The 26,185-nt window shown below is 68.5% G+C and carries 22 protein-coding genes and 1 tRNA gene; 8 read left to right on the top strand and 15 right to left on the bottom strand.

The annotated features are described in order from the left end of the window. Positions 1-51: 51 nt before the first annotated feature. Complete coding sequence (locus ACFW3F_RS03440; RefSeq protein WP_388054332.1) at positions 52-975, top strand: manganese-dependent inorganic pyrophosphatase; 924 nt, start codon at positions 52-54, stop codon at positions 973-975. 39 nt (positions 976-1,014) lie between these two features. Here ACFW3F_RS03440 and ACFW3F_RS03435 read toward each other — a convergent pair whose 3' ends face one another. Both ACFW3F_RS03435 and metH read right to left on the bottom strand, forming a co-directional pair. Then, the gene (locus ACFW3F_RS03435) at positions 1,015-1,782 is read right to left on the bottom strand and encodes a crotonase/enoyl-CoA hydratase family protein (RefSeq protein ID WP_388054330.1); all 768 of its coding nucleotides are present in this window, start codon (positions 1,780-1,782) and stop codon (positions 1,015-1,017) included. Positions 1,783-1,835: 53 nt separating this feature from the next. After that, entirely contained in the window at positions 1,836-5,426 is a 3,591-nt protein-coding gene (gene metH, locus ACFW3F_RS03430) for a methionine synthase (RefSeq protein WP_388054328.1), read from the bottom strand. A 51-nt stretch (positions 5,427-5,477) separates the two neighbouring features. On the opposite strand from metH, the gene ACFW3F_RS03425 reads away from it, so the two are divergent. Further along, complete coding sequence (locus tag ACFW3F_RS03425; protein ID WP_388054326.1) at positions 5,478-6,356, top strand: PAC2 family protein; 879 nt, start codon at positions 5,478-5,480, stop codon at positions 6,354-6,356. 12 nt (positions 6,357-6,368) lie between these two features. On the opposite strand, the gene ACFW3F_RS03420 is transcribed toward ACFW3F_RS03425, so the two are convergent. From ACFW3F_RS03420 to ACFW3F_RS03395, 6 genes are all read right to left on the bottom strand, one after another. Beyond that, positions 6,369-6,677: a hypothetical protein gene (locus ACFW3F_RS03420; protein WP_388054324.1), complete on the bottom strand. Its 309-nt coding sequence runs from the start codon at positions 6,675-6,677 to the stop codon at positions 6,369-6,371. Between the two features lie 57 nt (positions 6,678-6,734). After that, positions 6,735-7,985: a cysteine--1-D-myo-inosityl 2-amino-2-deoxy-alpha-D-glucopyranoside ligase gene (mshC, locus tag ACFW3F_RS03415; RefSeq protein ID WP_388054322.1), complete on the bottom strand. Its 1,251-nt coding sequence runs from the start codon at positions 7,983-7,985 to the stop codon at positions 6,735-6,737. 83 nt (positions 7,986-8,068) lie between these two features. Further along, a complete protein-coding gene (locus ACFW3F_RS03410) occupies positions 8,069-8,923 on the bottom strand; it encodes an SCO1664 family protein (RefSeq protein WP_388054320.1) in 855 nt (284 codons plus the stop codon). Continuing rightward, complete coding sequence (locus ACFW3F_RS03405) at positions 8,895-9,620, bottom strand: DUF3090 domain-containing protein (protein ID WP_388054319.1); 726 nt, start codon at positions 9,618-9,620, stop codon at positions 8,895-8,897. The genes ACFW3F_RS03410 and ACFW3F_RS03405 overlap by 29 nt, the downstream gene beginning before the upstream one ends. Positions 9,621-9,645: 25 nt before the next feature. After that, positions 9,646-10,407 carry an MSMEG_4193 family putative phosphomutase gene (locus ACFW3F_RS03400; protein ID WP_388054317.1) on the bottom strand — a complete coding sequence of 254 codons (762 nt, stop codon included), beginning with the start codon at positions 10,405-10,407 and terminating at the stop codon, positions 9,646-9,648. Positions 10,408-10,474: 67 nt separating this feature from the next. Beyond that, complete coding sequence (locus tag ACFW3F_RS03395; RefSeq protein ID WP_388054315.1) at positions 10,475-11,317, bottom strand: undecaprenyl-diphosphate phosphatase; 843 nt, start codon at positions 11,315-11,317, stop codon at positions 10,475-10,477. Between the two features lie 146 nt (positions 11,318-11,463). Between ACFW3F_RS03395 and ACFW3F_RS03390 the strand changes: the two genes are divergently transcribed. Genes ACFW3F_RS03390 through ACFW3F_RS03380 form a run of 3 tightly spaced genes read left to right on the top strand, consistent with a single transcriptional unit; the run spans position 11,464 to position 13,963 of the window. Then, positions 11,464-12,492 (top strand): YncE family protein, encoded by a 1,029-nt coding sequence (locus ACFW3F_RS03390; RefSeq protein ID WP_388054313.1) that lies wholly within the window; start codon positions 11,464-11,466, stop codon positions 12,490-12,492. Next, positions 12,489-12,833: a DUF5703 family protein gene (locus tag ACFW3F_RS03385; protein WP_388054311.1), complete on the top strand. Its 345-nt coding sequence runs from the start codon at positions 12,489-12,491 to the stop codon at positions 12,831-12,833. Before ACFW3F_RS03390 ends, ACFW3F_RS03385 begins: the two co-directional genes overlap by 4 nt. Beyond that, positions 12,827-13,963 carry a quinone-dependent dihydroorotate dehydrogenase gene (locus ACFW3F_RS03380; protein WP_388054309.1) on the top strand — a complete coding sequence of 379 codons (1,137 nt, stop codon included), beginning with the start codon at positions 12,827-12,829 and terminating at the stop codon, positions 13,961-13,963. Before ACFW3F_RS03385 ends, ACFW3F_RS03380 begins: the two co-directional genes overlap by 7 nt. A gap of 121 nt (positions 13,964-14,084) precedes the next feature. Here the strand turns inward: ACFW3F_RS03380 and ACFW3F_RS03375 are convergent, their stop codons facing one another. Both ACFW3F_RS03375 and ACFW3F_RS03370 read right to left on the bottom strand, forming a co-directional pair. Continuing rightward, complete coding sequence (locus ACFW3F_RS03375) at positions 14,085-14,630, bottom strand: YbhB/YbcL family Raf kinase inhibitor-like protein (RefSeq protein ID WP_388054307.1); 546 nt, start codon at positions 14,628-14,630, stop codon at positions 14,085-14,087. A gap of 105 nt (positions 14,631-14,735) precedes the next feature. Further along, positions 14,736-16,070, bottom strand: coding sequence for a M20/M25/M40 family metallo-hydrolase (locus ACFW3F_RS03370; protein ID WP_388054306.1), 1,335 nt, complete (start codon positions 16,068-16,070; stop codon positions 14,736-14,738). 108 nt (positions 16,071-16,178) lie between these two features. Between ACFW3F_RS03370 and ACFW3F_RS03365 the strand changes: the two genes are divergently transcribed. Beyond that, positions 16,179-16,267, top strand: a tRNA-Leu gene (locus ACFW3F_RS03365). Between the two features lie 86 nt (positions 16,268-16,353). On the opposite strand, the gene ACFW3F_RS03360 is transcribed toward ACFW3F_RS03365, so the two are convergent. Further along, complete coding sequence (locus ACFW3F_RS03360) at positions 16,354-17,283, bottom strand: mechanosensitive ion channel family protein (protein ID WP_388054304.1); 930 nt, start codon at positions 17,281-17,283, stop codon at positions 16,354-16,356. A 93-nt stretch (positions 17,284-17,376) separates the two neighbouring features. Next, positions 17,377-18,642, bottom strand: coding sequence for a M23 family metallopeptidase (locus ACFW3F_RS03355; RefSeq protein ID WP_388054303.1), 1,266 nt, complete (start codon positions 18,640-18,642; stop codon positions 17,377-17,379). Positions 18,643-18,753: 111 nt separating this feature from the next. Here ACFW3F_RS03355 and ACFW3F_RS03350 point away from each other — a divergent pair, with 111 nt between their 5' ends. Both ACFW3F_RS03350 and ACFW3F_RS03345 read left to right on the top strand, forming a co-directional pair. Further along, complete coding sequence (locus tag ACFW3F_RS03350) at positions 18,754-19,824, top strand: nucleoside hydrolase (protein WP_388054301.1); 1,071 nt, start codon at positions 18,754-18,756, stop codon at positions 19,822-19,824. Between the two features lie 4 nt (positions 19,825-19,828). After that, a complete protein-coding gene (locus ACFW3F_RS03345) occupies positions 19,829-20,779 on the top strand; it encodes an LLM class F420-dependent oxidoreductase (RefSeq protein ID WP_388054299.1) in 951 nt (316 codons plus the stop codon). Positions 20,780-20,919: 140 nt separating this feature from the next. On the opposite strand, the gene meaB is transcribed toward ACFW3F_RS03345, so the two are convergent. From meaB to ACFW3F_RS03330, 3 genes are read right to left on the bottom strand one after another with little or no spacing between them, the layout of a single operon-like run. Beyond that, a complete protein-coding gene (gene meaB / locus ACFW3F_RS03340; protein WP_388054297.1) occupies positions 20,920-21,918 on the bottom strand; it encodes a methylmalonyl Co-A mutase-associated GTPase MeaB in 999 nt (332 codons plus the stop codon). Further along, complete coding sequence (gene scpA / locus ACFW3F_RS03335) at positions 21,918-24,206, bottom strand: methylmalonyl-CoA mutase (RefSeq protein WP_388054295.1); 2,289 nt, start codon at positions 24,204-24,206, stop codon at positions 21,918-21,920. The genes meaB and scpA overlap by 1 nt, the downstream gene beginning before the upstream one ends. Then, a complete protein-coding gene (locus ACFW3F_RS03330) occupies positions 24,203-26,149 on the bottom strand; it encodes a methylmalonyl-CoA mutase family protein (RefSeq protein WP_388054293.1) in 1,947 nt (648 codons plus the stop codon). The genes scpA and ACFW3F_RS03330 overlap by 4 nt, the downstream gene beginning before the upstream one ends. Positions 26,150-26,185: the final 36 nt, after the last annotated feature.

Here is a 26,185-nt window from a genome sequence, read left to right as displayed (position 1 = left end):
TCGTCGTAGTCTGAGCACGCGCGCCACCGTCGAGAAGGAAGCCGAGGCCCCATGTCGAAGATCCTGGTGTTCGGACACCGCAACCCCGACACCGATGCCATCGGGGCCGCGATCGGCCTCGCCCATCTCGAAGCCGCGTTGGGCAGCGACGTCGAGGCGGTGGCCCTGGGTCACCCGAGTCTCGAAACAGCCTTCGCGCTCGATCATTTCGGCCTCGACGCGCCACGGGTGATCGAGACCGCCGCGCCGTCGGACGTGATGCTCGTCGACCACAACGAACGCCAGCAGAGCGTCGCCGACGTCACCGACGTCACCGTGCTGAAGGTCATCGACCACCATCGGGTCGCCAACTTCGAGACCGCGGCACCGCTGTATGTCCGTATCGAGCCGGTCGGCTGCACGTGCACGATCCTCACCCGGATGTACGCCGAGAACGGAGTCGAGATCCCCCGACCGGAGGCCGGCATCATGCTGTCGGCGATCATCTCCGACACCCTGCTGTTCAACTCCCCCACCTGCACCGACGCCGACCGGGCGGCCGCCGCGGAACTCGCCGCGATCGCCGGCGTCGACGTCGACGAGTACGGCGACGCACTGCTCCGCGCGGGCACCGCGCTCGGTGACGAACCGGCGTCGGCGATCATCCGCCGGGATTCCAAGAGCTTCGCGATGGGACCCAAGACGGTCCGGGTCTCGCAGCTCACGACGGTCGACTCCGCCGAGGTCCTCGACCGCCGCGACGAGTTCTTCGCCGCGATGACCGCCGAGAAGGATGCCGCCGGTTACGACCTCTACCTACTCCTGATCACCGACGTCATCGCCTGCGACTCCGACCTGCTCGTGGTCGGTGAACCCGCCGCGGCCGTCGAGCAGGCGCTGGGTGTCACCGTCGTCGACGGTCATGCCTTCGGGAAGGGCGTCGTGTCGCGCAAGAAGCAGATCGTGCCGCAACTGACCGAGGTGCTGGACGGCTAGTCCCGGTCGGCTCACGCTGCGGCATCCGCGGGCCACCGCCTAGCTGCCGACGCCCCGGCCATGCCGGCCCGCGCCCCCGGCGAATCTGGTTGCGCCGGCGATGGTGTCGGTCGCCAGCGAGACCATGCCGTGCTGCAATTCGTTGGCGATCGCCGCATCGGCGTCCAAGCCGCCCTGCTCGAGAACGGACAACCGGTCCTCGCGCAGGCACGTCTGGGGAAACGCCGCGATCTCGGTGGCCAGCGCGATCGCCGCGTCCAGCGCCGTCCCGGACGGTACGACGCGATTGACGAGGCCGATCGACAGCGCCTCGGCGGCCGGTACCGCCCGGCCGGTCAGTACGAGATCCATCGCCCGACTCTCACCGATCAGGCGCGGGAGACGAACGGTACCGCCGTCGATCAGCGGAACTCCCCACCGACGGCAGAAGACGCCGAAGACGGCGTCGTCGTCGGCCACGCGCAGATCTGCCCACAGGGCCAGTTCGAGACCGCCCGCCACGGCGTGCCCGGAGATCGCCGCGATCACCGGTTTGGACAATGTCATCCGCGTCGGACCCATCGGTCCGTCGCCGTCGGGCGCCACGCGGTTCGGCTCGCCGTCCGAGATCGCCTTGAGATCGGCTCCGGCACAGAACGTCCCACCCTCGCCGTAGAGCACCGCGACCGACAGCGAATCGTCGGCATCGAACCGGCGGAACGCATCCGCCAGCGCGTCGGCCGTCGCCCGGTCGACGGCGTTACGCCGATCGGGCCGGTCGATCCCGATGATCCGCACCGGCCCTTCGGTCCGCTCGAGAACCGTCATCAGCGTCCCCCGCCCCCTGGATCAGGTGTTGACGTACTCAGGTGTTGAAGTACTCAGGTGTTGAAGTACTTGGCCTCGGGGTGGTGCAGCACGAACGCGTCGGTCGACTGCTCGGGATGCAGCTGCAACTCCTCGGACAGTACGACGCCGATCCGCCCGGGCTCGAGCAACTCGATCATCTTGGCCCGGTCCTCGAGGTCGGGGCAGGCTCCGTAGCCGAACGAGAAACGCGCACCGCGGTATTCGAGGTCGAAGAAGCCCTGGGCATTCTCCGGGTCCTCGCTGTCCATCGTCCGGTCGCCGAACGCCAGCTCGCTGCGCACCCGCTGATGCCAGTACTCGGCAAGGGCCTCCGTGAGCTGGACGCCGATGCCGTGCACCTCGAGGTAGTCGCGGTAGGCGTCCTCGGCGAACAGCTTGTTGGCGAAGTCGGCGATCGGCTGCCCCATCGTGACGAGCTGGAACGGCAGCACGTCGACCTTGCCCGCCGCCCTCGCGTCTTCGCGGGACCGGATGAAGTCCGCGATGCAGAGGAACCGCGACCGCTGCTGACGCGGGAAGGTGAAACTGAACCGCACCGGCGCATCCGGGTCGGGTTCGGTCAGCACATGGACGGTGTCGCCGTCGCTGACCGCCGGGTAGTAGCCGTAGACGACCGCGGCGTGCTGCAGGATGTTCTCGGTCGAGAGGCGATCGATCCAGTACCGCAGGCGCGGACGCCCCTCGGTGTCCACGAGCTCCTCGTACGACGGCCCGTCGCCCCCGCGGGCGCCGCGAAGACCCCACTGGCCCAGGAACAACGCGCGCTCGTCGAGAAGCTGCATGTAGTCCGCGATCGGGATGCCCTTGACGATTCGCGAACCCCAGAACGGTGGCGTCGGGATCTCGTTGTCGGCGGCCACATCCGAGCGTGCCGGCACCTCGATGGGTTCCTCGGCGGCCTTGCGCTTCGCGGCGATGCGCTTCGACCGGTCGTGCCGGGCCTTGCGTTCGGCTGTCTTCTCCGCCGCGGCCTTCGCCTCGGCGCTGTCCGGGTCGGGTCCCCCGCCGCGCTTGGTCGCCATGATGTCGTCCATCAGGCGCAGACCCTCGAAAGCGTCACGCGCATAGTGCACGTCACCCTCGTAGGTCTCCGAGAGATCGTTCTCGACGTACGAGCGGGTGAGCGCCGCGCCGCCGAGGAGAACCGGATACTGGTCGGCGAGACCGCGGGAGTTGATCTCCTGGAGGTTCTCCTTCATCACCACGGTCGACTTCACCAGCAGCCCGGACATGCCGATGACATCGGCCCGCTTGTCCGCGGCGACGTCGAGGATGGTCGCGATCGGTTGCTTGATGCCGATGTTGACGACCTCGTAGCCGTTGTTGGACAGGATGATGTCGACCAGGTTCTTGCCGATGTCGTGCACATCGCCCTTGACGGTGGCGAGCACGATGCGGCCCTTGCCGTCCTCCCCGGTGGCCTCCATGTGCGGTTCGAGATGTGCCACCGCGGTTTTCATGACCTCGGCGGACTGCAGCACGAACGGCAGCTGCATCTGACCCGAGCCGAAGAGCTCGCCGACGGTCTTCATCCCCGACAGCAAGGTGTCGTTGATGATCGACAGCGGCGGCACCTGGGTCATCGCCTCGTCGAGATCGTCGGTGAGCCCGTTGCGCTCGCCGTCGACGATGCGGCGCTCCAGCCGCTCGAACAGCGGGAGCTTCGCGAGTTCCTGCGCACGCGACTCGCGGGCCGACGCGGCCGACACACCCTCGAACAGCTGCATCAGCTTCTGCAGGGGGTCATACCCCTCGCGGCGCCGGTCGTAGACCAGGTCGAGTGCGACCTCGCGATGCTCCTCGGGGATCCGGGCCATCGGCAGGATCTTCGACGCGTGGACGATCGCGGTGTCGAGACCCGCCTGCACGCACTCGTGCAGGAACACCGAGTTGAGCACCTGTCGCGCAGCGGGATTGAGGCCGAACGAGATGTTCGAGATGCCCAACGTGAAGTGCACGTCGGGATGGGCCTCGTGCAGCCTGCGGATGGCCTCGATGGTCTCGATGCCGTCGCGCCGGACCTCTTCCTGACCGGTCGAGATCGGGAAGGTCAGGGTGTCGAGGATGATGTCCTCCTCGGCCAGGCCCCAGTTGCCGGTGATGTCGGCGATCAGACGCTCGGCGACCCGGACCTTCCAGTCCGCGGTGCGCGCCTGTCCCTCCTCGTCGATGGTGAGGGCGACCACCGCAGCCCCGTGCTCGACGACCAGTTGCATCATCTTGGTGAACCGCGAGTCGGGTCCGTCGCCGTCCTCGTAGTTCACCGAGTTCACCGCACAACGCCCGCCCAACGATTCCAGGCCGGCGCGGATGACCTCCGGCTCGGTGGAGTCGAGCATGATCGGCAGCGTCGACGACGTCGCGAACCGGGTGGCGAGGGCCGTCATGTCGGTGGCGCCGTCGCGGCCGACGTAGTCGACGTTGAGGTCGAGCATGTGGGCGCCGTCGCGGGTCTGGTCCTTCGCGATGTCGAGGCACTTCTGGTAGTCCTCGGCGATCATGGCCTCGCGGAACGCCTTGGAGCCGTTGGTGTTCGTCCGCTCACCGATGACCAGGAAGCTGGCGTCCTGATCGAAGGGCACCGCCGAGTAGAGCGACGACGTCTCCGACTCGTGCTCGGGGGCACGGGTCGCCGGGGTCACCTCGGCGACCGCGGCAGCGACCTGCCGGATGTGTTCGGGGGTCGTGCCGCAGCAGCCGCCGACGAACTCCAGTCCGAATTCGCCGACGAACTGCGCCATGGCCTGCGCGAGCTCCTCAGGCGTCAGCGGGTACTCGGCACCGTTGGCGCCCAGCACCGGCAGACCGGCGTTCGGCATCACCGACACCGGAATACGGGCGTGCTTGGACAGATACCGCAGATGCTCGCTCATCTCCGCGGGACCGGTGGCGCAGTTCAGGCCGATGAGGTCGATGCCGAGCGGTTCCAGCGCGGTCAGTGCGGCACCGATCTCCGACCCGAGGAGCATCGTGCCGGTCGTCTCGACCGTGACATGGGAGATGATCGGGATCTTCCGACCCACCCGCTCCATCGCACGATGAGCGGCCACCACAGCCGATTTGACCTGCAACAGATCCTGGGAGGTCTCGATCAGGACCGCGTCGGCACCGCCCTCGAGCATGCCGATGACACATTCGAGGTAGGCGTCGCGGATAGCCGCATAGGTGGTGTGGCCCAGGCTGGGCAGCTTGGTCCCCGGTCCGATCGACCCGAGCACGAACCGGGCGGTGCCGTCAGCCGAGGGACCCATCTCGTCGGCGACGCCGCGCGCGATCGCCGTGCCCTTGTACGACAGCTCCCGAATCCGGTCCGCGATGTCGTAATCGCCCAGATTCGAGAGGTTGCAGCCGAATGTATTGGTCTCCACGGCATCGGCGCCGGCCTCGAAGTAGGCACGATGGATGCCCTCGAGGACGTCGGGCCGCGTGTCGTTGAGGATCTCGTTGCAACCCTCGAGGCCACGGAAGTCGTCGAGTGTCAGATCCGCGGCCTGCAGCATCGTGCCCATCGCCCCGTCGCCGATCAGCACCCGACGCGACATCGACGACATGAAAGTCGTGTCGAAATCGCGACGATCGGTTCCGGAGAAATCAGGGGACATGGTTGACAGCGTAGTTCGCCCTCTCTGCGTGTTCGGTCGTAGGCTGGATCGGTGAACGCTGAGCAGACGTCGAACCTTCCCCAGCTGCGCAGACCCATTCTGCTCGCGGCCTTCGAGGGGTGGAACGACGCCGGGGACGCCGCCAGCAGCGCGGTCGAGCACCTGGCACTCGAATGGGACGCCCGACCCCTCGTCGACATCGACTCCGATGAATACTACGACTTCCAGGTCAATCGCCCCACCGTGAATCAGATCGACGGTGTCACCCGTCGGATCGACTGGCCGACGACGTCCATCTCGTACTGCAGTCCGCGCGGCGCCGACCGCGACATCGTGCTGGTCCGCGGGATCGAACCGAACATGCGGTGGCGCTCGTTCTGCGCCGAGATCGTCGACCTCGCGCAGGAGCTCGGGGTCGAGACCACGGTGATGCTGGGCGCATTGCTCGCCGACACCCCGCACACCCGCCCGGTGCCGGTGACCGGCGCGGCCTACAGCAGCGAGTCCGCGGCCCGGTACAACCTCGCGGAGAGCCGCTACGAGGGGCCGACCGGCATCACCGGCGTCCTCCAGGACCTCTTCGTCCAGGCGGGCCTGCCGGCGGTGTCCTTCTGGGCGGCGGTCCCCCACTATGTGTCCACGCCGCCGAACCCGAAGGCGACGGTGGCACTGCTGACCCGGGTCGAGGAGGTCCTCGACATCGAGGTGCCGCTCGGCACCCTCCCCGAACAGGCGGAGGAATGGGAACGTGCGGTCACCGAGATGACCGAGGACGACGAGGAGATCGCCGACTACGTACGCGGGCTCGAGGAACGCGGCGACGCCGAGGTCGATCCCGACGAGGTGATGGCGAAGATCGACGGCGACGCGCTCGCCGCCGAGTTCGAGCGCTACCTCAAGCGCCGCGGGCAGGGTCCGTTCGGGTCCTGATCCGCCGGTAGCTCAGCCGATCTGCTCGATCGACACCACCGGAGTCGTGATCCGCCAGGTGCGGACGTCGGGATCATCGGCGGCGCGTACCCAGAACTGCGCGGACTCACCCAGGCGACACGACTTCACCCCGAGCAGCGGGATGTCCTCGGAATCACGCCGGAGTCTGCTGACCGTCCAGTCCTCGGTGTCGGTTCCTCCGACCCCCGGGGCCCGGAGGAGAGTCATCTCGCCGAAGTCCAGCAGGTACGTCGACGTCCGGGTGACGACGGTGTACACCCCGGCGTCGGTCTCGGGTCGGATCTCTTGCACGCGCGCCACGACAGCACTCTACCCAGACGCCCGCGAACCGACATCTCGGTGTCGGGACACCACTTCTCAGGCGTCGGGGACCAGCGCGATCCCGAGCAGGGCGTCGACCGCGGCCGCGAGCTCGGCGGGCGCCGTCATCGACGAGCCGATGCCGTTACGCACGCCGGAACACCAACTGTCCACTGCTGCAAGTGCTTTCGGTGTGTCGAGGTCGTCGGCCAGGTGCTGGCGGATTCGTGCGATGACCGGTTCGGCATCGGGGCCGGCGCTCGCGCCGAGCGCCGAACGCCAGCGGGAAAGTCGTTCGACGGCGGTGTCGAGGACCTCCGGGGTCCACATCCGGTCACCGCGGTAATGGTCGGCGAGCAGCGCGAGGCGGATCGCCGACGGGTCCACGCCGTCGCGACGCAGGACCGAGACGAACACGAGGTTGCCGCGGCTCTTGGACATCTTCTCGCCGTCGAGGCCGACCATTCCGGTGTGCACGTAGTGCCGGGCGAACCGGCGCGAACCGGTGAGCGCCTCGCCGTGTGCCGCCGAGTACTCGTGGTGCGGATAGATGAGATCGTTGCCGCCGCCCTGGATGTCGAACTCGATCCCGAGCCGGTTCAACGCGATCGCCGAACACTCGATGTGCCAACCGGGCCGGCCCGGACCGAACGGCGATTCCCACGACGGTTCGCCGGAACGTTCGGCACGCCACAGGAGCGCGTCGAGCGGATCGCGTTTGCCGGGCCGATCGGGGTCACCGCCACGCTCGGCGAAGAACCGCGCCATGGTCTCGCGGTCGTAGCCCGACTCGTAACCGAACTGCTCGGTGGCGTCGGTGCGGAAGTACACATCCGGGAACTCGGCGTCGTCGACGGTGTAGGCGGCACCGGAGGCGAGCAGCTTGTCGACGACCTCGACGACCTCGTCGACCGACTCGACCGCACCGATGTAGTCGCGCGGCGGCAGGACGCGCAGGGCGGTCATGTCGTCACGGAACAGCTGCGTCTCCCGCGCCCCGAGGTCTCGCCAGTCCACGCCGTCGCGGTCGGCTCGCTCGAACAGCGGGTCGTCGACGTCGGTCACGTTCTGGACGTAGTGGACCTCGTGGCCCTGGTCCCGCAGCACCCGGTTGACCTGATCGAAGGTCACGTAGGTGGCGGCATGCCCCAGGTGCGTGGCGTCGTAGGGCGTGATGCCGCAGACGTACATGGTCGCGGTGGCGCCGGGGGCGACGGGACGGACCGCACGGTCGGCGGTGTCGTACAGACGGAGGGCGGGTCCGCTACCCGGTACGACGGGGAGTTCGAGGTCGGGCCAGGACTGCATGCGTCCACTGTATTGCCCACGGGGGGTGTACCGATCTGGGGGGCGAACTGTTCACTCCCCTCGTGCCGAGCGGCACACGCCACTCAGAACGGCGGCCACGGAATCGGCCGATGCCCCGGCGGATGCGGCATGGTCGCGCTCTCGGCGACCACGATCGCCCGGATCGCGAGCGATTCGATCTCGTCGGGCGTGATGTGCTCGGCGAGCTGCGCTCGCAGCGCCGAACCGTCTGTCTCCAGGCGGTCGGCGAGCTCGGCGACGTCGGCCACGAGGTGGCCGGGCACCGGCTCCCCCGCCCAGCCCCACAGCACCGTGCGCAGCTTGTCTTCGTCGTGCAGGCAGATGCCGTGATCGATTCCGTACACGACTCCGTCGAGACCCTCGAGCACATGCCCGCCCTTGCGGTCGGCGTTGTTGAGGATGACGTCGAGCACCGACATCCGCTGGAGACGCGGGTCGTCGGCGTGGACCAGGACGACCGGGTCGCCGTACGGGTCGTAGGCCTGCAGGACCGCGAGATACCCGGCGGGTACGGCACGCACCGGGCACAGGTCGACGAGGTCGACCCGCGGTTCGGTCTCCGGGATCGGGTGATCGGTGTTGTCGGGTGTCTCGACCCAGCGCTGCACCATTCCGGGCCCGAGCGGTCCGTCGCGGTGCACCGTCGTCGGGATCGTGTCCCACCCGAGCGCCTCGGAGATCAGGTAGGACGCCACCTCTCGTCCGGCGAGAGTGCCGTCGGGAAAGTCCCACAGCGGGACCTCGCCGCGCACGGGCTTGTAGACACACCGCACCGAGGTCTCCGCGTCGAGGATCGCATCGCACACCAGCGTCGCGTTGCTCGCCGACGGGATCCGGCCGAGGATCGTGAGTTCGCCTTCGCGGAGGACGTGGTCGGCCGCGGGCTCGTCAGTCACGCGCGGAGGGGCCGGGCTCACCGGGCTCGTCGGGGTCGTCCGGCTCGCCCGCGTCCCCTGCCTGCCCGAAGGTGTCCTCGTCGGCCGACAGGCCCGGGTCGTTCTGTGCGGCAAGGCTGTTGAAGACATCGGGGTCGATGAAGTCGAGGGACTTGCTCAGCTCGGCATCCCGTTTGTAGCCGTTGGTCCGGATGCACAGGTGACCTTCGGGATCGAGCGGTTCGCTGCACAGCGGGCACGGCTGCCGCCCCGCGGAGATCACCTTCGACGACCGCGCGGCGAACTCGCGGGCGGCCGCGGTCGTCAGGAAGACGCGCACCGCGTCCGGGCCCTCGTCGGTGTCGTCGAGGACGACGGATTCGTCGAACTCCCCCTCGGTGATGGCGAGCAACTCGACCACCACCGCCTCGGACTCCGCGTCCCAGCCCAGACCCATCGTGCCGACCCGGAACTCGGCGTCCACCGGCATCACCAGCGGACTCAGATCGCCGACCCGGTCGGTCTCCGGCGGGATCGGGGTGCCGAAGCGTCGGTGGATCTCGTCGAGCAGCGCACCGATCCGGTCCGCGAGGATCTGCACCTGCTGCTTTTCCAGCATCACGCTGATGATGCGGGCCTCGTGGACCGCCTGGAGGTAGAACGTACGGTCACCGGGCTGCCCGATCGTGCCCGCCACGAAGCGGTCCGGGCTCCGGAACACATGGATGGCTCGAGACATCACACCTCCTTCGTCGTCTGGTTCATTATCCCGATGTCGCCGGGATCGTCGCGGCCCCGTGGGCAGTCGGGGTGACATCCGCCCCGGTGTCGCCGCCGACGACCGCGTCGTCGGACGGATGGTGCCCGTCCCCGGCCGGCGGCGGGGGCTTCGGTATGGACAGCGTCTCGGTGGTGTTCACCGTGTGCACGTACGGGCGAGACGGGGAGTACCGGATCACGCTGATCGACGCCGGTTCGACGACGATGCGCTGGAAGGCGTCCAGGTGCGTGCCCATCGCGTCGGCGATGACCGACTTGATCACGTCCCCGTGGGAGCACGCGATCCACACCCCGGAACCGTCGGGACCGCCGTGGACGCGGTCCAGTTCACGGATCGCACGCACGGCTCGTGCCTGAACATCGGCCAGACCCTCGCCGTCGGGGAAGACTGCGGCCGACGGCTGCTGCTGCACGACCTTCCACAACGGTTCGGTCAACAGTTCCGAGATCGGACGTCCGGTCCACCCGCCGTAGTCGACCTCGACGAGATCGTCGACGACTATCTCGGGCGGGGCCTGCCCGTCGGTGCCCAGCGCGGCCAAAAGCGGCGCAACGGTCTCGGCGCACCGGTCGAGCGGCGATCGCGCCACCGCGCGAATGGACCCGAGATGGTCGCCGAGACGGCGAACCAGATCGTCGGCCTGGGCGCGCCCGCGGTCGTCGAGGTGGACGCCGGCGCTGCGACCGGCGAGCACCCCCGAGGTGTTCGCCGTCGAACGGCCGTGCCGGAGAAGGATCACGGTCATCCCACAACCATAGGCACCGGCCGCGCGGCGCCGCACGGCACGACCACCCGGCACACCGGGTGACGCGTCAGGTCGCCGAGATCACGCCGGTCGACAGCAGCCCTATCAGCGTGACGCCCAGCACGACGCGGTAGGCGCCGAACCAGTTCATCGAATGCGCGCTGACGAACTTCAGCAGCCACGCGATCGCGGCATAACCGACGACGAACGCCACCAGCGTCGCCGCGAGCAGCTGTGGCCCGCTCGCCTGCATGCCCTCACCGCTGGGGTTGAAGGCGTCGGGGAGGCTGAACAGGCCGGACGCGGTGACGGCCGGGATGGCCAGCAGGAACGAGAAGCGGAACGCGGCTTCACGTTCGAGGCCGAGGAACAGGCCCGCACTCGCGGTGGCGCCGGAGCGCGACACCCCCGGGATCAGTGCGAGACACTGGGCACCGCCCATCACGAGACCGTCGCGCAATGTCAGTTGGTCGAGGGAGCGCTGCTTCTGTCCGTACCGTTCGGCGAGCCAGAACACCCCGGCGAACAGGATCAGCATGATCGCGACGAGCCACAGGTTGCGGCCGGTGGTGCGGATCTCGTCCTTGAACAGGTAACCGATCAGGCCGATCGGGATGGTCGCGAAGATCACATACCAGCCGATCCGGTAGTCGAGGTTGCGTTCGTCGGCATGGCGCAGCCCGCGGAACCACGCGGTGATGATGCGGACGATGTCGCGGGCGAAGAACACGAGTACCGCGGCCTCGGTACCGAGCTGGGTGACCGCGGTGAAGGACGCGCCGGCGTCCTCGCCGAACATGAGCTCGGAGGCGATCCGGAGATGTCCCGAGGACGAGATCGGCAGGAACTCGGTGAGGCCCTGCAACGCCCCGAGGACGATCGACTGGGTCCACGTCATGGTGTCGGTCACGGCGCCCGATGCTACTTGGGACCGCGGCACTCGACCGACCGGCGACACGCGCCGACCCACCTGGGTGTCTCACGGAAGCGGTCACGCAAGATGGGGACATGTCCTCCCCGCGACCATCACATCCCTCTCACCGGTCCCGTACGGGCATGTCGCAGTTGCGGGGTCCGGTCGGCGCCGCGGCTGCACTGGTGATCGGTGTGGGCATGATCACCGCCTGCGGATCCGACGACGGCACGCCCGACGTGCCGACCGTGACACCGGCGACCGCGCCCGAGGCGCCGGCGACTCCGCCGTCGACTCCCGCGGGCACGGTCGTTCCCGCGCCCGTCGATGCACGCGGGCTCGCGACGTCCGGTGACAGCGTCGGAGTCCTCTCCGCCGACGGCAACCAGATCCTTCGATACGACGCCGAGACGGTGACCGCGCCGCCGCAGACGATCGCCGTACCCGGACTCACCGCCCTGGCTGCGGGCGCCGACGGCGGGTATGTCGGCGCGGGCCCGGGCGTGCTCGTCGACGTCGATGCCGAAGGCCGGGTCCGGACCGGTGAACTCGATTCCGACCAGCCGACCGCGGTGACCCGGACCACGACCGGGTTCACGGTCGTCGGCACGGAGGACGGCCGAGTACTCGTGTACGACAACGATTTCACGAAGAAGCACGACCTCGATCGCTTCGTGCGGGTCGACTCGCTCACGGCCGCACCCGAATCCGCCGAGGGACTCGGCGGTCAGGTCGTCGTGCTGGATCGCGCGCAGTCCTCGGTGACCCCCGTCGACCCCGAGTCCGGCGACCTGGGTCCGGCGCTGCGTGCGGGCAACGGGGCGACCAACTCGACCGTGGACGAGTTCGGGCGCGTTCTGGTGGCCAACACCAGGGACGGCGAGATCCTCGGATTCTTCGGATCACCGCTGGTGATGCGGTTTCGCTACCCGGTGGCGGATGGACCGTACGCCGTAGACTACGACGACACCAGGGACCGGCTCTGGGTGTCGACGACCGGCAACAACGAGGTGGTGGCGTATGACCTGGCAGACGGTGAACCCACGGAGATCCAGCGGTTCGCCTCGGTCGTGCAGCCCGACCGGATCGCCGTCGACGCGTCGGGCACCGTCTACGTGCTCTCCGCACGCGATGGCGGACTCCAGGTGGTCCCCGACGGGCGGGCCGGATGAACTCTGACCGTTCGGCAGGCCGTCCGGCACCAACCTCTTCCCGGAACGGCTCCCGCTATCCGGACGGGTGGGAGGTCACCTCCGAGGACGTCGAGTGCGTTCTGCTGCGCCTGCCGCCCGACGTGACCCGCGTGACCGCCTCGATGCGGTTGGCCCTCGAGGCCGAGTTCGGCGGCTGGGAACTGTCCCGGGTGCGGCTCTACTCCGACGGCACCCGAAAAGTGCTGTTGAAGCGGCGCCGACCCCCGCGTGGATCCCGCGGGCCCCGCACCCACGACTCGACCGCCGATCAGTCCCCTGACCACAACGGCCACGATCCCCGGAGCGCGCGCGCATGCTGATGTCCCGCCGAACCACCCGAGTACTCCCCGTGCTCAACCGGTGGTGCTATCCCCCGCTGCGCTCGATCATGTTCCGCGTCGACCCAGAGCGGATCCACCACATCGTGTTCTCGGTGCTGCGTGTGGTCGGCAGCTTCCCGCCGCTGGCGTTTCTGACGGCCAAGCTGCTGGCCCAGCACGACCCGGTGCTGCGTACCCGGGTCTTCGGTGTCGACTTCCCCGCCCCGGTCGGTCTGGCGGCCGGATTCGACAAGACCGCAGGCGCGGTCAACACCTGGGGCCAGATCGGGTTCGGTTTCGCCGAAGTCGGCACCATCACCGGTCAGGGGCAGCCCGGCAACCCGACCCCTCGGCTGTTCCGGCTGCCCGCCGACCGCGCGCTCATCAATCGGATGGGGTTCAACAATCCGGGCGCGGAGGTGGCCGCGCAGCACCTGACCGGGGTCCGCCGCGGACCGGTGTCGATACCGATCGGCGCCAACATCGGCAAGACCAAGGTCGTTCCCGTCGACGACGCGATCGAGGACTACCGGCGCTCGGCGGAGCTGCTGGGACCTCTCTCGGATTTCGTCGTCGTCAACGTCAGCTCGCCGAACACCCCGGGGCTGCGTGATCTGCAGGCCGTGGACTCACTGCGGCCCATCCTGACCGCGGTGCTCGCCGCGGTGCACGTCCCGGTGCTGGTCAAGATCGCGCCCGATCTCGTCGACGACGACGTCGACGCCGTGGCGGACCTGGCCGTGGAACTCGGTCTCGCCGGGATCGTCGCGACCAACACCACGATCGGCCGGGAGGGTCTCCGGACCCCGCCTGCGGAGATTCAGGAGATCGGTGCGGGTGGACTGTCCGGACCTCCGGTCGCGGCTCGTTCACTGACCGTGCTGCGTCGCCTCCACAACCGCGTCGGCGGGCAGATCGCACTCGTGAGCGTGGGCGGCATCGAGACCGTCGACCAGGCGTGGGACCGGATCTGCGCCGGCGCCGACCTGCTACAGGTCTACACCGGCTTCATCTACGGAGGCCCGGTGTGGCTCAACGAGATCCATGCCGGCCTCGCGCAGCGGGCCCGGGCCGGTGGCTTCGCCTCTATCTCCGACGCCGTCGGTTGCTCGGCCCGCACCCAGCCCTGATCCGGAAGATCAGCAAACCCGCGGGCCCGCTCTGCTCCCAAATCCGAAAGAAGCGACCCACTCTTGCTCCCTGAGGAGCGCCCGGAGCCTGCGGAGGGCGCGTCACGAAGGGGCCGACAGCTCACACGTTCTCGGCTGCCTGTTCGTGGGTGCCGATGAGGATCGCGCGTGCGATCGCGTGGGAGAACAGGTTGAAGCCGAGGTAGGCCGGGGTCGCGTTCTCCGGTAGCCCGAGGGACTCGGTGTCGACGGCGTGCACGACGACGAAGTAGCGGTGGGGGCCGTGTCCAGGCGGCGGCGCGGCGCCGATGTAGCGGCGCAGGGAGGCGTCGTTGGTGAGGGTGACCGCGCCCTCGGGCAGTCCGGACCCGTCCTCGTCACCGGCCCCTTCGGGCAGGCTCGTGACCGAGACGGGAATGTCGGCGACGGCCCAGTGCCAGAACCCGGCAGCGGTGGGGGCGTCGGGGTCATACACCGTGACGGCGAAACTCTTCGTCTCGGCGGGGAACCCGGACCAGCTCAACTGCGGGGAGAGGTCTTCACCACCCGCGCCCATGATCCCGCTGACCTGCCCGTTGGCCAGCGCGGCCCCGTCGGTGAGACTCTCCGAGGTCAGCGTGAAGCCGGGCAGACTCGGTAGCGGGGAGTACGGGTCGAATGACGACATGTGTTCCTCTTTCTCACGTTTCGCGCGTCGGATGCGTTCGGTGCCCTTCACCGACCGGTTCCACCGAGTCGGCCGAAGGCCGTGCCGCCCACTCTAGGTGAGGGTTCAGCTGTGCCGCAGAAAGTGCTCGAACACCTTGGTGCCGAACAGAACCGAGTCGACGGGTACTCGCTCGTCGACGCCGTGGAACAGCGCGGCGAAGTCCAGTTCGGGCGGTAGCTGCAGCGGCGCGAACCCGAAGCACCGGATGCCCAGCTTGGCGAACGCCTTGGCGTCCGTACCACCGGAGAGCATGTAGGGCACGGTCTTTCCCTGCGGATCGTGCTCGAGGATCGCCGCGTTCATCGCCTCGACCAGGTCACCGTCGAAGGTCGTCTCGTAGGAGTCGAGGTGAGTGATCCATTCGCGCCGAACGTTGGGCCCGATCAGTTCGTCGATCTCCTTCTCGAAGGCGGCCTGCCGGCCGGGCAGGACGCGGCAGTCGATGACGGCCTCGGCCTTCTGCGGGATGACATTGGCCTTGTACCCGGCTTTGAGCATCGTCGGGTTGGCGGTGTCGCGGAGGGTCGCGCCGATGATCCGGGCGAGGTTGCCCAGCTTGAACAGCGACGTCTCGAGGTCGGGTGCCTCGGGACTCAGATCCAGACCTGTTTCCGCACTCACCTCGGCCAGGAACTGGCTCACCGATTCCGTCATCACCAGAGGGAATGTGTGCCGTCCGATGCGCGCGACGGCCTCGGCGACCTCGGTGACGGCGTTCTCGTCGTGCAGGAACGATCCGTGCCCGGCCCGGGCCTCGGCGGTGAGACGCATCCACGCCAGGCCCTTCTCGGCGGTCTCCACCAGGTAGAGGCGCCTCTGGGTGCCGTCGGGGCGGTCGACGGTGAGCGAGAAACCGCCGACCTCGCCGACCGCCTCGGTGACACCCTCGAACAGGTCGGGCCGGTTCTCGACGAGCCAGTGCGAACCGAACGACCCGCCCGCCTCCTCGTCGGCGAGGAACGCGAACACGAGCTCCCGGGGCGGGACGGTGCCGTCGCGCTTGAACTGACGCGCGAGGGCCAGGGCCATCCCGGCCATGTCCTTCATGTCGACCGCGCCGCGGCCCCAGATGTAGCCGTCCTTGATGGCCCCGGAGAACGGATGCACGCTCCAGTCGGCCGGTTCGGCCGGCACGACGTCGAGGTGGGCGTGGATCAGCAGTGCACCGCGATCGGAGTCCGGCGGCCCGGCGAGCCGCGCGAACACGTTGCCTCGGCCCGGACGCCCGGATTCGACGTACTGGGTCGTGTAGCCCACTTCCTCTAGCTGCTGGGCCACCCAGCGGGCACACTCCTCCTCGCCCTTCGTGGTCTCGGGCTCGCCCGTGTTGGAGGTGTCGAAACGGATCAATTGGCTGACCAGATCGACGACTTCGTCGGTCGCAGAGTGTGATGACACCCCTCACTCCTACGGGATTTGGGATACACGGGCAACCTCGGTTAGGGTTATCCCGCTGCAGCGAGATGAGGGCGGGACACCGCCGGAAACGCTCACCGCGGCATGCAGGTCCGAGTGGCGGAATGGCAGACGCGCTAGCTTGAGGTGCTAGTGTCCTATTAACGGACGTGGGGGTTCAAGTCCCCCCTCGGACACCACCAGAACCACGAGAAGAACCCCGGCTCCGGCCGGGGTTCTTCTCGTTGTGGCAGCGGCGATCTCGGTGAACGGGTCGCCGTCCACGTCAGGGCGCGACGGAATCGGCCAGCGTCGCCCACGCCCGCGAGTACGGCAGGTCGATCGAGTTCGCGACGAACGCGCGCAGGATCACTCGACGCAGACGCCGCTGCACCGCCCACTGGCCGTTCGGCTTGGTCTTCACCGTCAGCCGCAGGACGACCTGATCCGACGACACCTCCTGGACGCCGAGCATCTCGATCTGGCCCAGGATGTCGGTCGAGTCCTCCTCGACCGCGGCACGGGCGGCCTCGTCGGCGACGCGCTGCGCCTTGTCGATGTCGGCGCCGGGCGCCACCGGGACATCGACGCGTGCGACCGCGAATTCCTGGCTCATGTTGCCCACGCGGGCGATCTCGCCGTTGCGGACGTACCAGAGGGTGCCGTCGATGTCGCGCAGCGTGGTGACGCGCAGCCCCACCGACTCGACCTCGCCGACCGCTTCGCCGAGGTCGACGATGTCGCCGACGCCGTACTGGTCCTCGAGCAGCATGAAGACACCGGTCACGAAGTCGCGCACCAGATTCTGCGCGCCGAAACCGATCGCGAGGCCGACGATGCCGGCCGAGGCGATGAACGGTGCGATGTTGACTCCGAGCACGCTGAGGACCGACAACACAACCCAGACGAGCAGGACGATCGACACCGTCGACTTGAGCACCGAGCCGATCGTCGCGGCGCGCTGGGCCCGCCGTGCGGCGATCTGGGCGTTGCGTTCGGTGGAGACCGACTTGGACCGCAGCCCGCGCATGAGGGCCGTCCCGCGGCCCGGCTCACCGCCGGCGGCCCGTGGCCGGGTGGCACGGTTGATGGCACGGTGGATCACGAAACGGACGATCAACGCGACGAACACATAAGCGACGATGCGAGTGGGGTTCTCGATCAGCCATTCGCGATTCGTTTCCGTCCATTCAAAGGCAGAGTCCTGAATCGACATGGGTCCGACCGTACGGACGATGCCATCGTTGTCCAGTCGCGACGGACCTCGTGTCCGCGGCCGGGCCGGGTGTCAGGTGCCCGTAAACCGTTGTCAGCCTGCGGTGAACGTGACGATGTTCTGATCGAGGATCATCTGGTCCTCGTGTGTGCTCTCGGTCACGCCGGGGGCGAGCCGCAGCGCCACCCCGGTCCCCTCCGCGGCGTCGAAGGCTGCGGTGTCGGCCACCCGGCCGGTGATGGTGAATTTCTCGTTCACGCTGGGAACACCCTGGGAGACGAGGAACGACGGCCCGTTCATCACGTGAACGTGCAGATGCGGCGCCACCGAGTTCCCGGTGTTGCCGACCTTGCCGATGACGTCGCCGCGCCGAACACGGTCGCCGGGAGCGAACCGGACGGAGCCGGGTTGCATGTGCGCGTAGTTGACATAGAAACCGTCGGCGATGTCGAGGACGAGGTTGTTGCCGTCGGCATCGTCGATCGGCAAACCTTCCGGATACTCTCCCGGGGTCTGCTCGGGCAAGTCGTTGCGGCTGGCGACGACAGTCCCGTCGGCGACGGCGAGCACCTCGTCGCCGAAGATCCGGTAGCTCGCCGGGTTCTTGGCGTCCCCGACGAAGATCTTCCCGTCGGGTCCGGCCTGCTCCCAGTCCACCGCGTACCGCTGGGCGAGGACCGGTGATCCGTCCAGCGGCAGGATCGCGCGGGTGTGCCGGACCGCATCGCAGCAGGCGTCGGCGGCGATGTAGTGCTCGCCGAGCAGCGGCGGTCCCAGGACGGGGACGGTCGAGTCGGTCACCGTGACGGGGGCGATGCGTTCGTCGACCTCCCGCATGCCCGGTGGTGCCGCGTCGGCGCGCACCGAGATCTCGTGGATCAACTCTCTGGGTGCGTTCCCCGAGAAGATCACGTGCAGGAAGAGAACGCCGTTCTGTCCCGACGCCAGTACCTCGGAGTACCCCTCGGGTATGCCCGGGGCCGGCGGCACCGACGGTGCGCCGGTGGGCTTGAGCCGGCTGCGGACCCCGTTCTCGTCGAGTACGAGGAGCGGTTCGCCGTCGGCGGTGGCGTCGAGCACCTCCACCCCTGCGATCGTCACCGGTGTGCGCATGTAGTTGGTCAGCGAGATCTCGTAGACGAGGTGGTTGTCTCCGTCGGAGCCGGCGAACGGCGTCGGGGCGAACATGACCGAACCGACCACCGGTGTGACAACGGGATCCGCCGGCACACCGCTCGTGACGCCCGAACCACTCGACGAGGCGGCGTCCACCTCCGACCCGTCCGTGCCGCCGCATGCGCTCACGAACAGGACGGCCCCGGCACCCACGGCCGCCAGCGAAAGTCGGGTCGAGGTCATCGGATCCTCCGGGGCTGTTCGGGCCGACGACGTTCGTCCCGGCTGCGGCGAGCCTAGGGGCCCGTCGGGGTGGTGGAACGACGTTCGTGCCGGACCCGGCACAATTGTGTGGTGACCCAGCGCCTGTTCTTCGACTGCGACACCGGCATCGACGATTCACTCGCGTTGATCTATCTGCTCGCACGCGCCGACGTCGACCTCGTCGGCGTGGCCTCGACCGCGGGCAACGTGCCCGTCGATGTCGTCACCGCCAACAACCTCTCCTGGCTGGAACTGTGCGGACGCCCGGAGATCCCCGTCCACACCGGCTCGACCACTCCCCTCGTCGCCGCGCTGATGACCACCGAGGACACGCACGGGCCGCTGGGGGTCGGACACGCCGAGCTGCCCGCTCCGACCACGACGCCGAGTCACCTCGACGCCGCCGACGCCTGGATCGAGGCATCGCAGGCACATGACGGTGAGCTGGTCGGCCTGGTGACCGGCCCGCTCACCTCCCTGGCGACCGCGATCCGTCGGGACCCGGACCTGCCGGCCCGCCTGCGGCGGCTGGTCATCATGGGCGGCGCTTTTCACACGCACGGAAACACGACGCCCACCTCCGAGTGGAATGTGGCCGTCGACCCGGAGGCGGCCGCCGAGGTGTTCGCCGCCTTCGGCACCGCGGGCGCCCCCGAACCCATCGTCTGCGCACTCGACCTCACCGAGTCGGTGATCCTGACCCCTGACCACGTGGTCCGGCTCGCCGCGGCGGCCGGCAGCACACCCGTCGAGTGCCCGGACCCGACCGATGACCGCGGCCTCCGTTCGGTCGCCGACAACGAGATCATCCGGCATCTCGTCGACGCCCTGCGGTTCTACTTCGAGTTCCACGACGATCATGACGAGGGCTATATCGCCCACCTCCACGACCCGTTCGCCGCGCTGGTCGCGCTGGCCCCCGACACGGTGGAGACCCGCGCGGCGCGCGTCGACGTCGAACTCGCCGGGACCCTCACCAGGGGCATGACCGTCGCCGACGAACGCTGGATGACCTCCCCCGGGCCGAACGCGCGCATCGCGACCGCCGTCGACGTCGAGGCCGTCTTCGACGAACTCATCGACACGATCGGCTCGTTCGTTCGCAGCCGCGCAACGGACTCCGTCGGCGCCGCGCCGGCGGAGTCCACCGGACTAATCTGAACGAGTGACTCGACTCGGTTACCAGATCCCGAACTTCACCTACCCCGGCGTCGCCGCCGACCAATTGTTCCCCACCGTGGTCGCGCAGGCGCGAGAAGCCGAGAACTCCGGTTTCGACACCGTCTTCGTGATGGACCACTTCTTTCAGCTGCCGATGCTCGGTGAACCCGACGATCCGATGATCGAGTGTTACACCCTTCTCGCGGCACTCGCCCAGCACACCTCGACGGTGCGATTGTCGTCGCTGGTCACCGGCAACACCTACCGCAACCCGACCCTGCTCGCGAAGACGGTCACGGCACTCGACGTGGTGTCCGGCGGTCGGGCGCAGCTCGGCATCGGCGCGGGGTGGTATGAGCTGGAACATGATTCACTCGGCTACGAGTTCGGGACGTTCACCGACCGGTTCGAGCGCCTCGAGGAGGCGCTGCAGATCATCCTCGGCATGCTCGCGGGCGAGGCACCGAGCCTCGACGGTGACCGCTATCGGGTCTCCGGTGCGCTCAATGTGCCTGCACCGCTGTCGAAGATCCCGGTGATGATCGGTGGCGGCGGCGAACGCAAGACGTTGCGGATGGTCGCGCAATACGCCGATGAATCGAACCTGTTGTGCACACCCGCCGACATCCCCCGCAAACTCGACGCCCTCGCCGAACACTGCGAACGACTCGGCCGGGACCGCTCGGAGATCACCGTGACCGTGCAGACGTCCGCATGCGTGGCGCCCACCCACGACGAGGCGACCGCCGAGCTGGAGGCATACCTGGAGCGCACACCAGCGGCGGAGGCGCGTCGCGGATCGACGATCGTCGGCGACCCCGACGAGGTGGCCGCCCGGTACGCCGATCTGCTCGCGACCGGTATCGACGGCGTCACGGTGAACGCACCCGCCAACGGCCATGTGCCGGGGCGGGTTTCGCTGCTCGGCGAGACACTCGCGCCGCTGCTGGCCTGACCCCCTCGGAGGCGCCGGGCCGCACCAGATGTCCACGCAGCCGCCGGGATTGACGTCGCATGCGACCTCAGTCCGTTGACGCGACCTCGATCGAGGTCGCACGGACGGATCGAGATCGCATGCGACCTCGATTGGTGCACTCAGCGCTCGTCGAACGCGTCGACGATCCGCTGGGCGGCCAGCGCCGGCGTCAGCGACCCGTCGCGCAACTGCTGCTCGACCTCGCCGCGGATGCCCCGCACCGCGGGCGAGTCACCGAGCCGGGACAGCACGATGTCGTTGACCATCGCCCACGTCCAGTCGATCTGCTGCTGATTGCGTCGGGCGGTGAACTCGCCTGCCTCGGTGAGCGTCTCGTTGTGACGCACGACGGTCTTCCAGAACTCGTCCACCCCGGTGTTCTCGATCGCGCTCATGGTGAGCACCGGCGGCATCCACAAGGCGTCGTGCGGGTAGATGAGCTTCAGCGCGTTCGTGAGCTCACGCGCCGCGCCCTTCGCCTCGTTGAGGTGTTTGCCGTCGGCCTTGTTCACCACGACGACGTCGGCGAGTTCGAGCACACCTTTCTTGATGCCCTGCAACGAATCACCGGTGCGGGCGAGGGTGAGGAACGTGAACGTGTCGACCATGTTGGCGACCGTCACCTCGGACTGGCCGACCCCCACCGTCTCCACCAGGACCACGTCGAAGCCGGCCGCCTCGACCAGCACGATGCTCTCGCGGGTGGCCTTGGCCACGCCGCCGAGCGTGCCCGACGTCGGCGACGGCCGGATGTAGGCGTTCTCCGCCATCGACAGGCGGCCCATACGCGTCTTGTCGCCGAGGATCGAGCCGCGGGTACGCGTCGAACTCGGGTCGACGGCGAGCACCGCGACCTTGTGGCCGAGCTCCAGCAGGTGCATGCCGAGCGCCTCGATCGTCGTCGACTTGCCGACACCCGGCACACCGGTGATGCCGACGCGGAATGACTTGCCCGCGTGCGGCGTCAGCTTCAGCAACAGGTCCTGGGCGGCCGCCCGATGGTCGGCGCGCTTGGACTCGACGAGCGTGATCGCGCGCGCCAGATCGGCGCGGCGATCGGCCAGCACGGCGTCGGCCAGCGCGTCGACGTCGACGGGACGTCGAGGTTGGACCGCCATCAGTTCGCGGTCGCCCCGGGCAGTTCCAGGCCGAGGGTGTCGGCGAGCTTGCCGATGAGCTCCACGGCCGAGTCGGCGATGACCGATCCGGGCGGGAAGATGGCGGCAGCTCCGGCCTCGTACAGTTCGGCGAAATCACCGGGCGGGATCACACCGCCGACGACCACCATGATGTCCTCGCGGCCGACCTCCTTCAGCGCCTCCCGCAGGGCGGGAACAAGCGTCAGGTGTCCGGCGGCCAGCGACGACACACCCACCACGTGCACGTCGTTGTCGGCGGCCTGCGCGGCCACCTCCTCGGGCGTGGCGAACAGCGGGCCCACGTCGACATCGAAACCGAGGTCGGCGAACGCGGTCGCGATCACCTTCTGGCCGCGGTCGTGACCGTCCTGGCCCATCTTCGCGACCAGGACACGCGGCTGGCGGCCCTCGGCCTCGGCGAACTGCCGCACGGCCTCGATCGCCGCATCGATGTTGCTCACCTCGCCCGCCTCATGCCGATACACCCCGCTGATCGTCTTGATCTCCGCCTGATGCCGACCGTAGACCTTCTCGAGTGCCTCGGAGATCTCGCCGACCGTCGCCTGATGGCGCGCCGCCTCGATGGCCAGGGCCATCAGGTTGTTCTCCAGGCCACCCTCGGACGATGCGGCGGCACGGGTGAGATCGGCCAGGGCCGCCTCGACCGCGGCCGTATCGCGCTGGGTACGAAGCCGATCCAGCTTCTCGAGCTGCTCGGCGCGCACCTTGGAGTTCTCGACCTTGAGGACCTCGATCTCCTCGTCGTCGGCGACCTGGTACTTGTTCACGCCGACCAGCGGCTGCTGACCCGAGTCGATGCGCGCCTGGGTGCGGGCCGCGGCCTCCTCGATACGCAGCTTCGGCAGGCCCTCGTTGATCGCCTGCGTCATGCCGCCGGCCTCTTCGACCTCGCGGATGTGCTGGCGCGCCTTCTGCGCGAGCTGATGCGTCAGCCACTCGACGTAGTTCGATCCGGCCCACGGGTCGATGGGGCGGGTGGTGCCCGACTCCTGCTGGAGGAGCAGCTGGGTGTTGCGTGCGATCCGCGCGGAGAAGTCCGTCGGCAGTGCGATCGCCTCGTCGAGGGCGTTGGTGTGCAGCGACTGGGTGTGACCCTGGGTCGCCGCCATTGCCTCGACACAGGTGCGGGCGACGTTGTTGAACACGTCCTGAGCGGTCAGCGACCATCCCGACGTCTGCGAATGTGTCCGCAGTGACAGCGATTTCGCGTTCTTCGGGTCGAAGTCGGCGACCAGCTCACTCCAGAGGAGACGTGCCGCCCGCAGCTTGGCCACCTCCATGAAGAAGTTCATGCCGATGCCCCAGAAGAACGACAGGCGCGGCGCGAACTTGTCGATGTCCAGACCGGCCTCGAGCCCGGCACGGATGTACTCGACGCCGTCGGCGAGGGTGTATGCCAGTTCCAGATCGGCCGTCGCTCCGGCCTCCTGGATGTGGTAGCCGGAGATGGAGATCGAGTTGAACTTCGGCATCTTCTGGCTGGTGTACTCGAAGATGTTCGAGATGATCCGCATCGACGGCTTCGGCGGATAGATGTAGGTGTTGCGGACCATGAACTCTTTGAGGATGTCGTTCTGGATGGTCCCGGCGAGCCTCTCCGGCGGCACACCCTGTTCCTCGGCGGCCACGACGTAGAGGGCGAGGATCGGTAGCACCGCACCGTTCATTGTCATCGACACCGAGACGCTGCCCAGGTCGATGCCGTCGAAGAGCTGACGCATGTCGAGGATGGAGTCGATGGCCACACCGGCCATGCCGACGTCACCGGCGACGCGCGGGTGATCGGAGTCGTACCCGCGGTGGGTGGCGAGGTCGAAGGCGACCGACAGGCCCTTCTGTCCGGCGGCGAGATTGCGTCGGTAGAAGGCGTTGGACTCCGCGGCCGTGGAGAAGCCGGCGTACTGCCGGATGGTCCACGGCTGATTGACGTACATCGTCGGATATGGGCCCCGGACGAACGGCGCCGCACCGGGAACCGAGTCGAGCGGGTACGGATGCTCGGCGTCGGCGAGGACGGCGTTGCGCTCCGCACGGGTGTAGACCGGCGTGACGTCGATCTGCTCCGGGGTGGTCCAGGTGACCTGGTCCACCGAGTAGCCGTGCGCCGAGGCGAGCTCCTCGGTGACCGCGGCCGCGGAACCGGCAGGTCCCCCGTCGGCGGCCGGGACGCCGGTGTCGTCCGATGTCAGTCCGATCCCGGCGAAACTCGGGATCGACTGTGTGAGATCGGGTTCAGTCTGGGTCATGCCGTTGCTCCCGCCGTCTTCGGGGATGTCGAGACCAGCTGATCGAGCAGGTCGCCGAGGGTGCTCACCGCGTCGATCCCGACACGCAGTGAACCGTCGGGACGATCGTCGCCCTCGGGCCACTCCCGGTCCGGGCCGGCGAGCAGGACCGTGGACAATCCGGCCGCCCGAGCTGCCGCGAGTGCGGCGGGACCATCGTCGGCGTACCGCCCCTTGGTGCCGCAGAGGACGGCGATCGGGGTGTTCGCCCCGGCCACCGCGTCACCGATCTGGTCGGCGGTCAGCGGACCGGGGTTGACGACGGTGATACCGCCGGCGCCGAGAAAGTTCGCGACGAAGGTGGTGCGCCCGTTGTGTTCGGCGACGCTGCCGAGCGGGATGAGCAGGATCGACGGCCGCGCACCGTGCTCGGCGAGCACGACGTCGGAACGGTCTCGCAGTTCCTCGAAGGCGCGACCGATCCGCGCGAGGCGCGGCGTCCCGGTGACGACGTCGGTGACCGCGGAGGCCGGTGCCCCCGTCGTCTCCGACAGTGCGCGCTCGTCGATGTTGGGGAACTCGTTGACGCCGGTGACCGAGATCCGACGATGTGCGACCTCGGTGTCACGCCGCGCCAGTGAGTCGTCGACCTTGTCGGCGATCCAGCCGGTGTCGAGCGCAACGCGGTATCCGCCGGCGGCCTCGACCTCGGCGAACACGGTCCAGGCGTTCGTCGCGAGGTCGTCGGTGAGGGATTCGACGAACCACGAACCACCGGCCGGATCGAGGACGCGTCCGATGTTGGACTCCTCGAGCAGCAGCAGCTGGGTGTTGCGGGCGATGCGGCGCGAGAACGACGCGCTCGAGGTGCGCTTGTCCGCGGGGATGGTCGCGTCGTAGCCCAGGACGGTGAGCTGGTCGGCGCCGCCGACACCGGCTCCGAACGCCGCGATGGTGCTGCGGAGCATGTTCACCCACGGGTCGCGCTGGGAGTACATCGACAGATCGGTCACCCCGTGGGTCAATGCTCCGCCCGCCTCGGGCGCACCGACCACCTCGGCCACCCGGGCCCAGATCTTACGCAGCGCACGGAATTTCGCGATCGTGGCGAACTGGTCGTCGTCGGCCGAGACGCCGAAGGTGATCTGCTGCAGGGCCGCTTCCGCAGACAGCCCGGCCGCGGTGAGGTCACGAAGATGGGCAACGGCGGCCGCCACCGTGAGGGCGAGTTCGAGGCCGTTGTCAGCACCCGCGGTGGCGAAGTCGCTTCCGTCGACGCGGAACGTGCGCACCCCGTCGGGCAGTCCGGAGGCCGCGAGCGCGGTCGCCTCGTCCGGATCGACGGTGGGTCGTCCCGAGAACGCGGCCGTCAGCGGCGACAGACCGAAGGAATGGACGGTGGCCGCGGTGGGAGCGGCAGCGACCGGCGCGGACTGCGCCTGCTCCTTGAGGGACAGGAGTTCGCGGGCTGCCGCGATGCCCTCGGTGCCCGCGTCGAGGGTCACCGGCACCAGATCGAGGTAGACGCCGCGCAACGCGGTCGCGAGGTCGGCGACCCCGAGTCGGTCACCCGGCCTGCTCACCGAGAGCCAGAGGCCGCTCGTCCCGTTGGCCATCGCCTCGAGGATGAGCTCGTTGAGGTCCTCGGCCGGCGTCGCGTCGTCGCCGAACCGCTCGGTGACGCGCCAACCGGTGGTGACGTCGCGAGCGGGGTCGGCACCACGCACGAACGGGAAGCGTCCGGGAACGCCGGGTTCGGCGAGCTCGTCGCGACGCGTGTACAGCGGGCGGATGGTCAGCCCGTCGGCGGTGTCGGTCGAGAGCAGCGCCTCGGGCGTATCGGGCAGCTGGTCGACGTCGACACGTCGCGACTTCGCCAGAACGGCCGCGGCGGCCGTCGACCACGCCTGGTAGGCGTCGTCGAGTTCTGGGTCGGGTTTGGGCTGGTCAGTTTGCTGTGGCATGTGGGGAAGCACACCTCCGTGAATGCACTGTGATGA

Origin of the sequence: Gordonia sp. NPDC058843, from assembly GCF_042743165.1 — a bacterium.
GTDB lineage: Bacteria > Actinomycetota > Actinomycetes > Mycobacteriales > Mycobacteriaceae > Gordonia.
The sequence above is the reverse complement of the archived record's forward strand: the minus strand, read 5'-3'. Positions and strand labels throughout refer to the sequence as shown.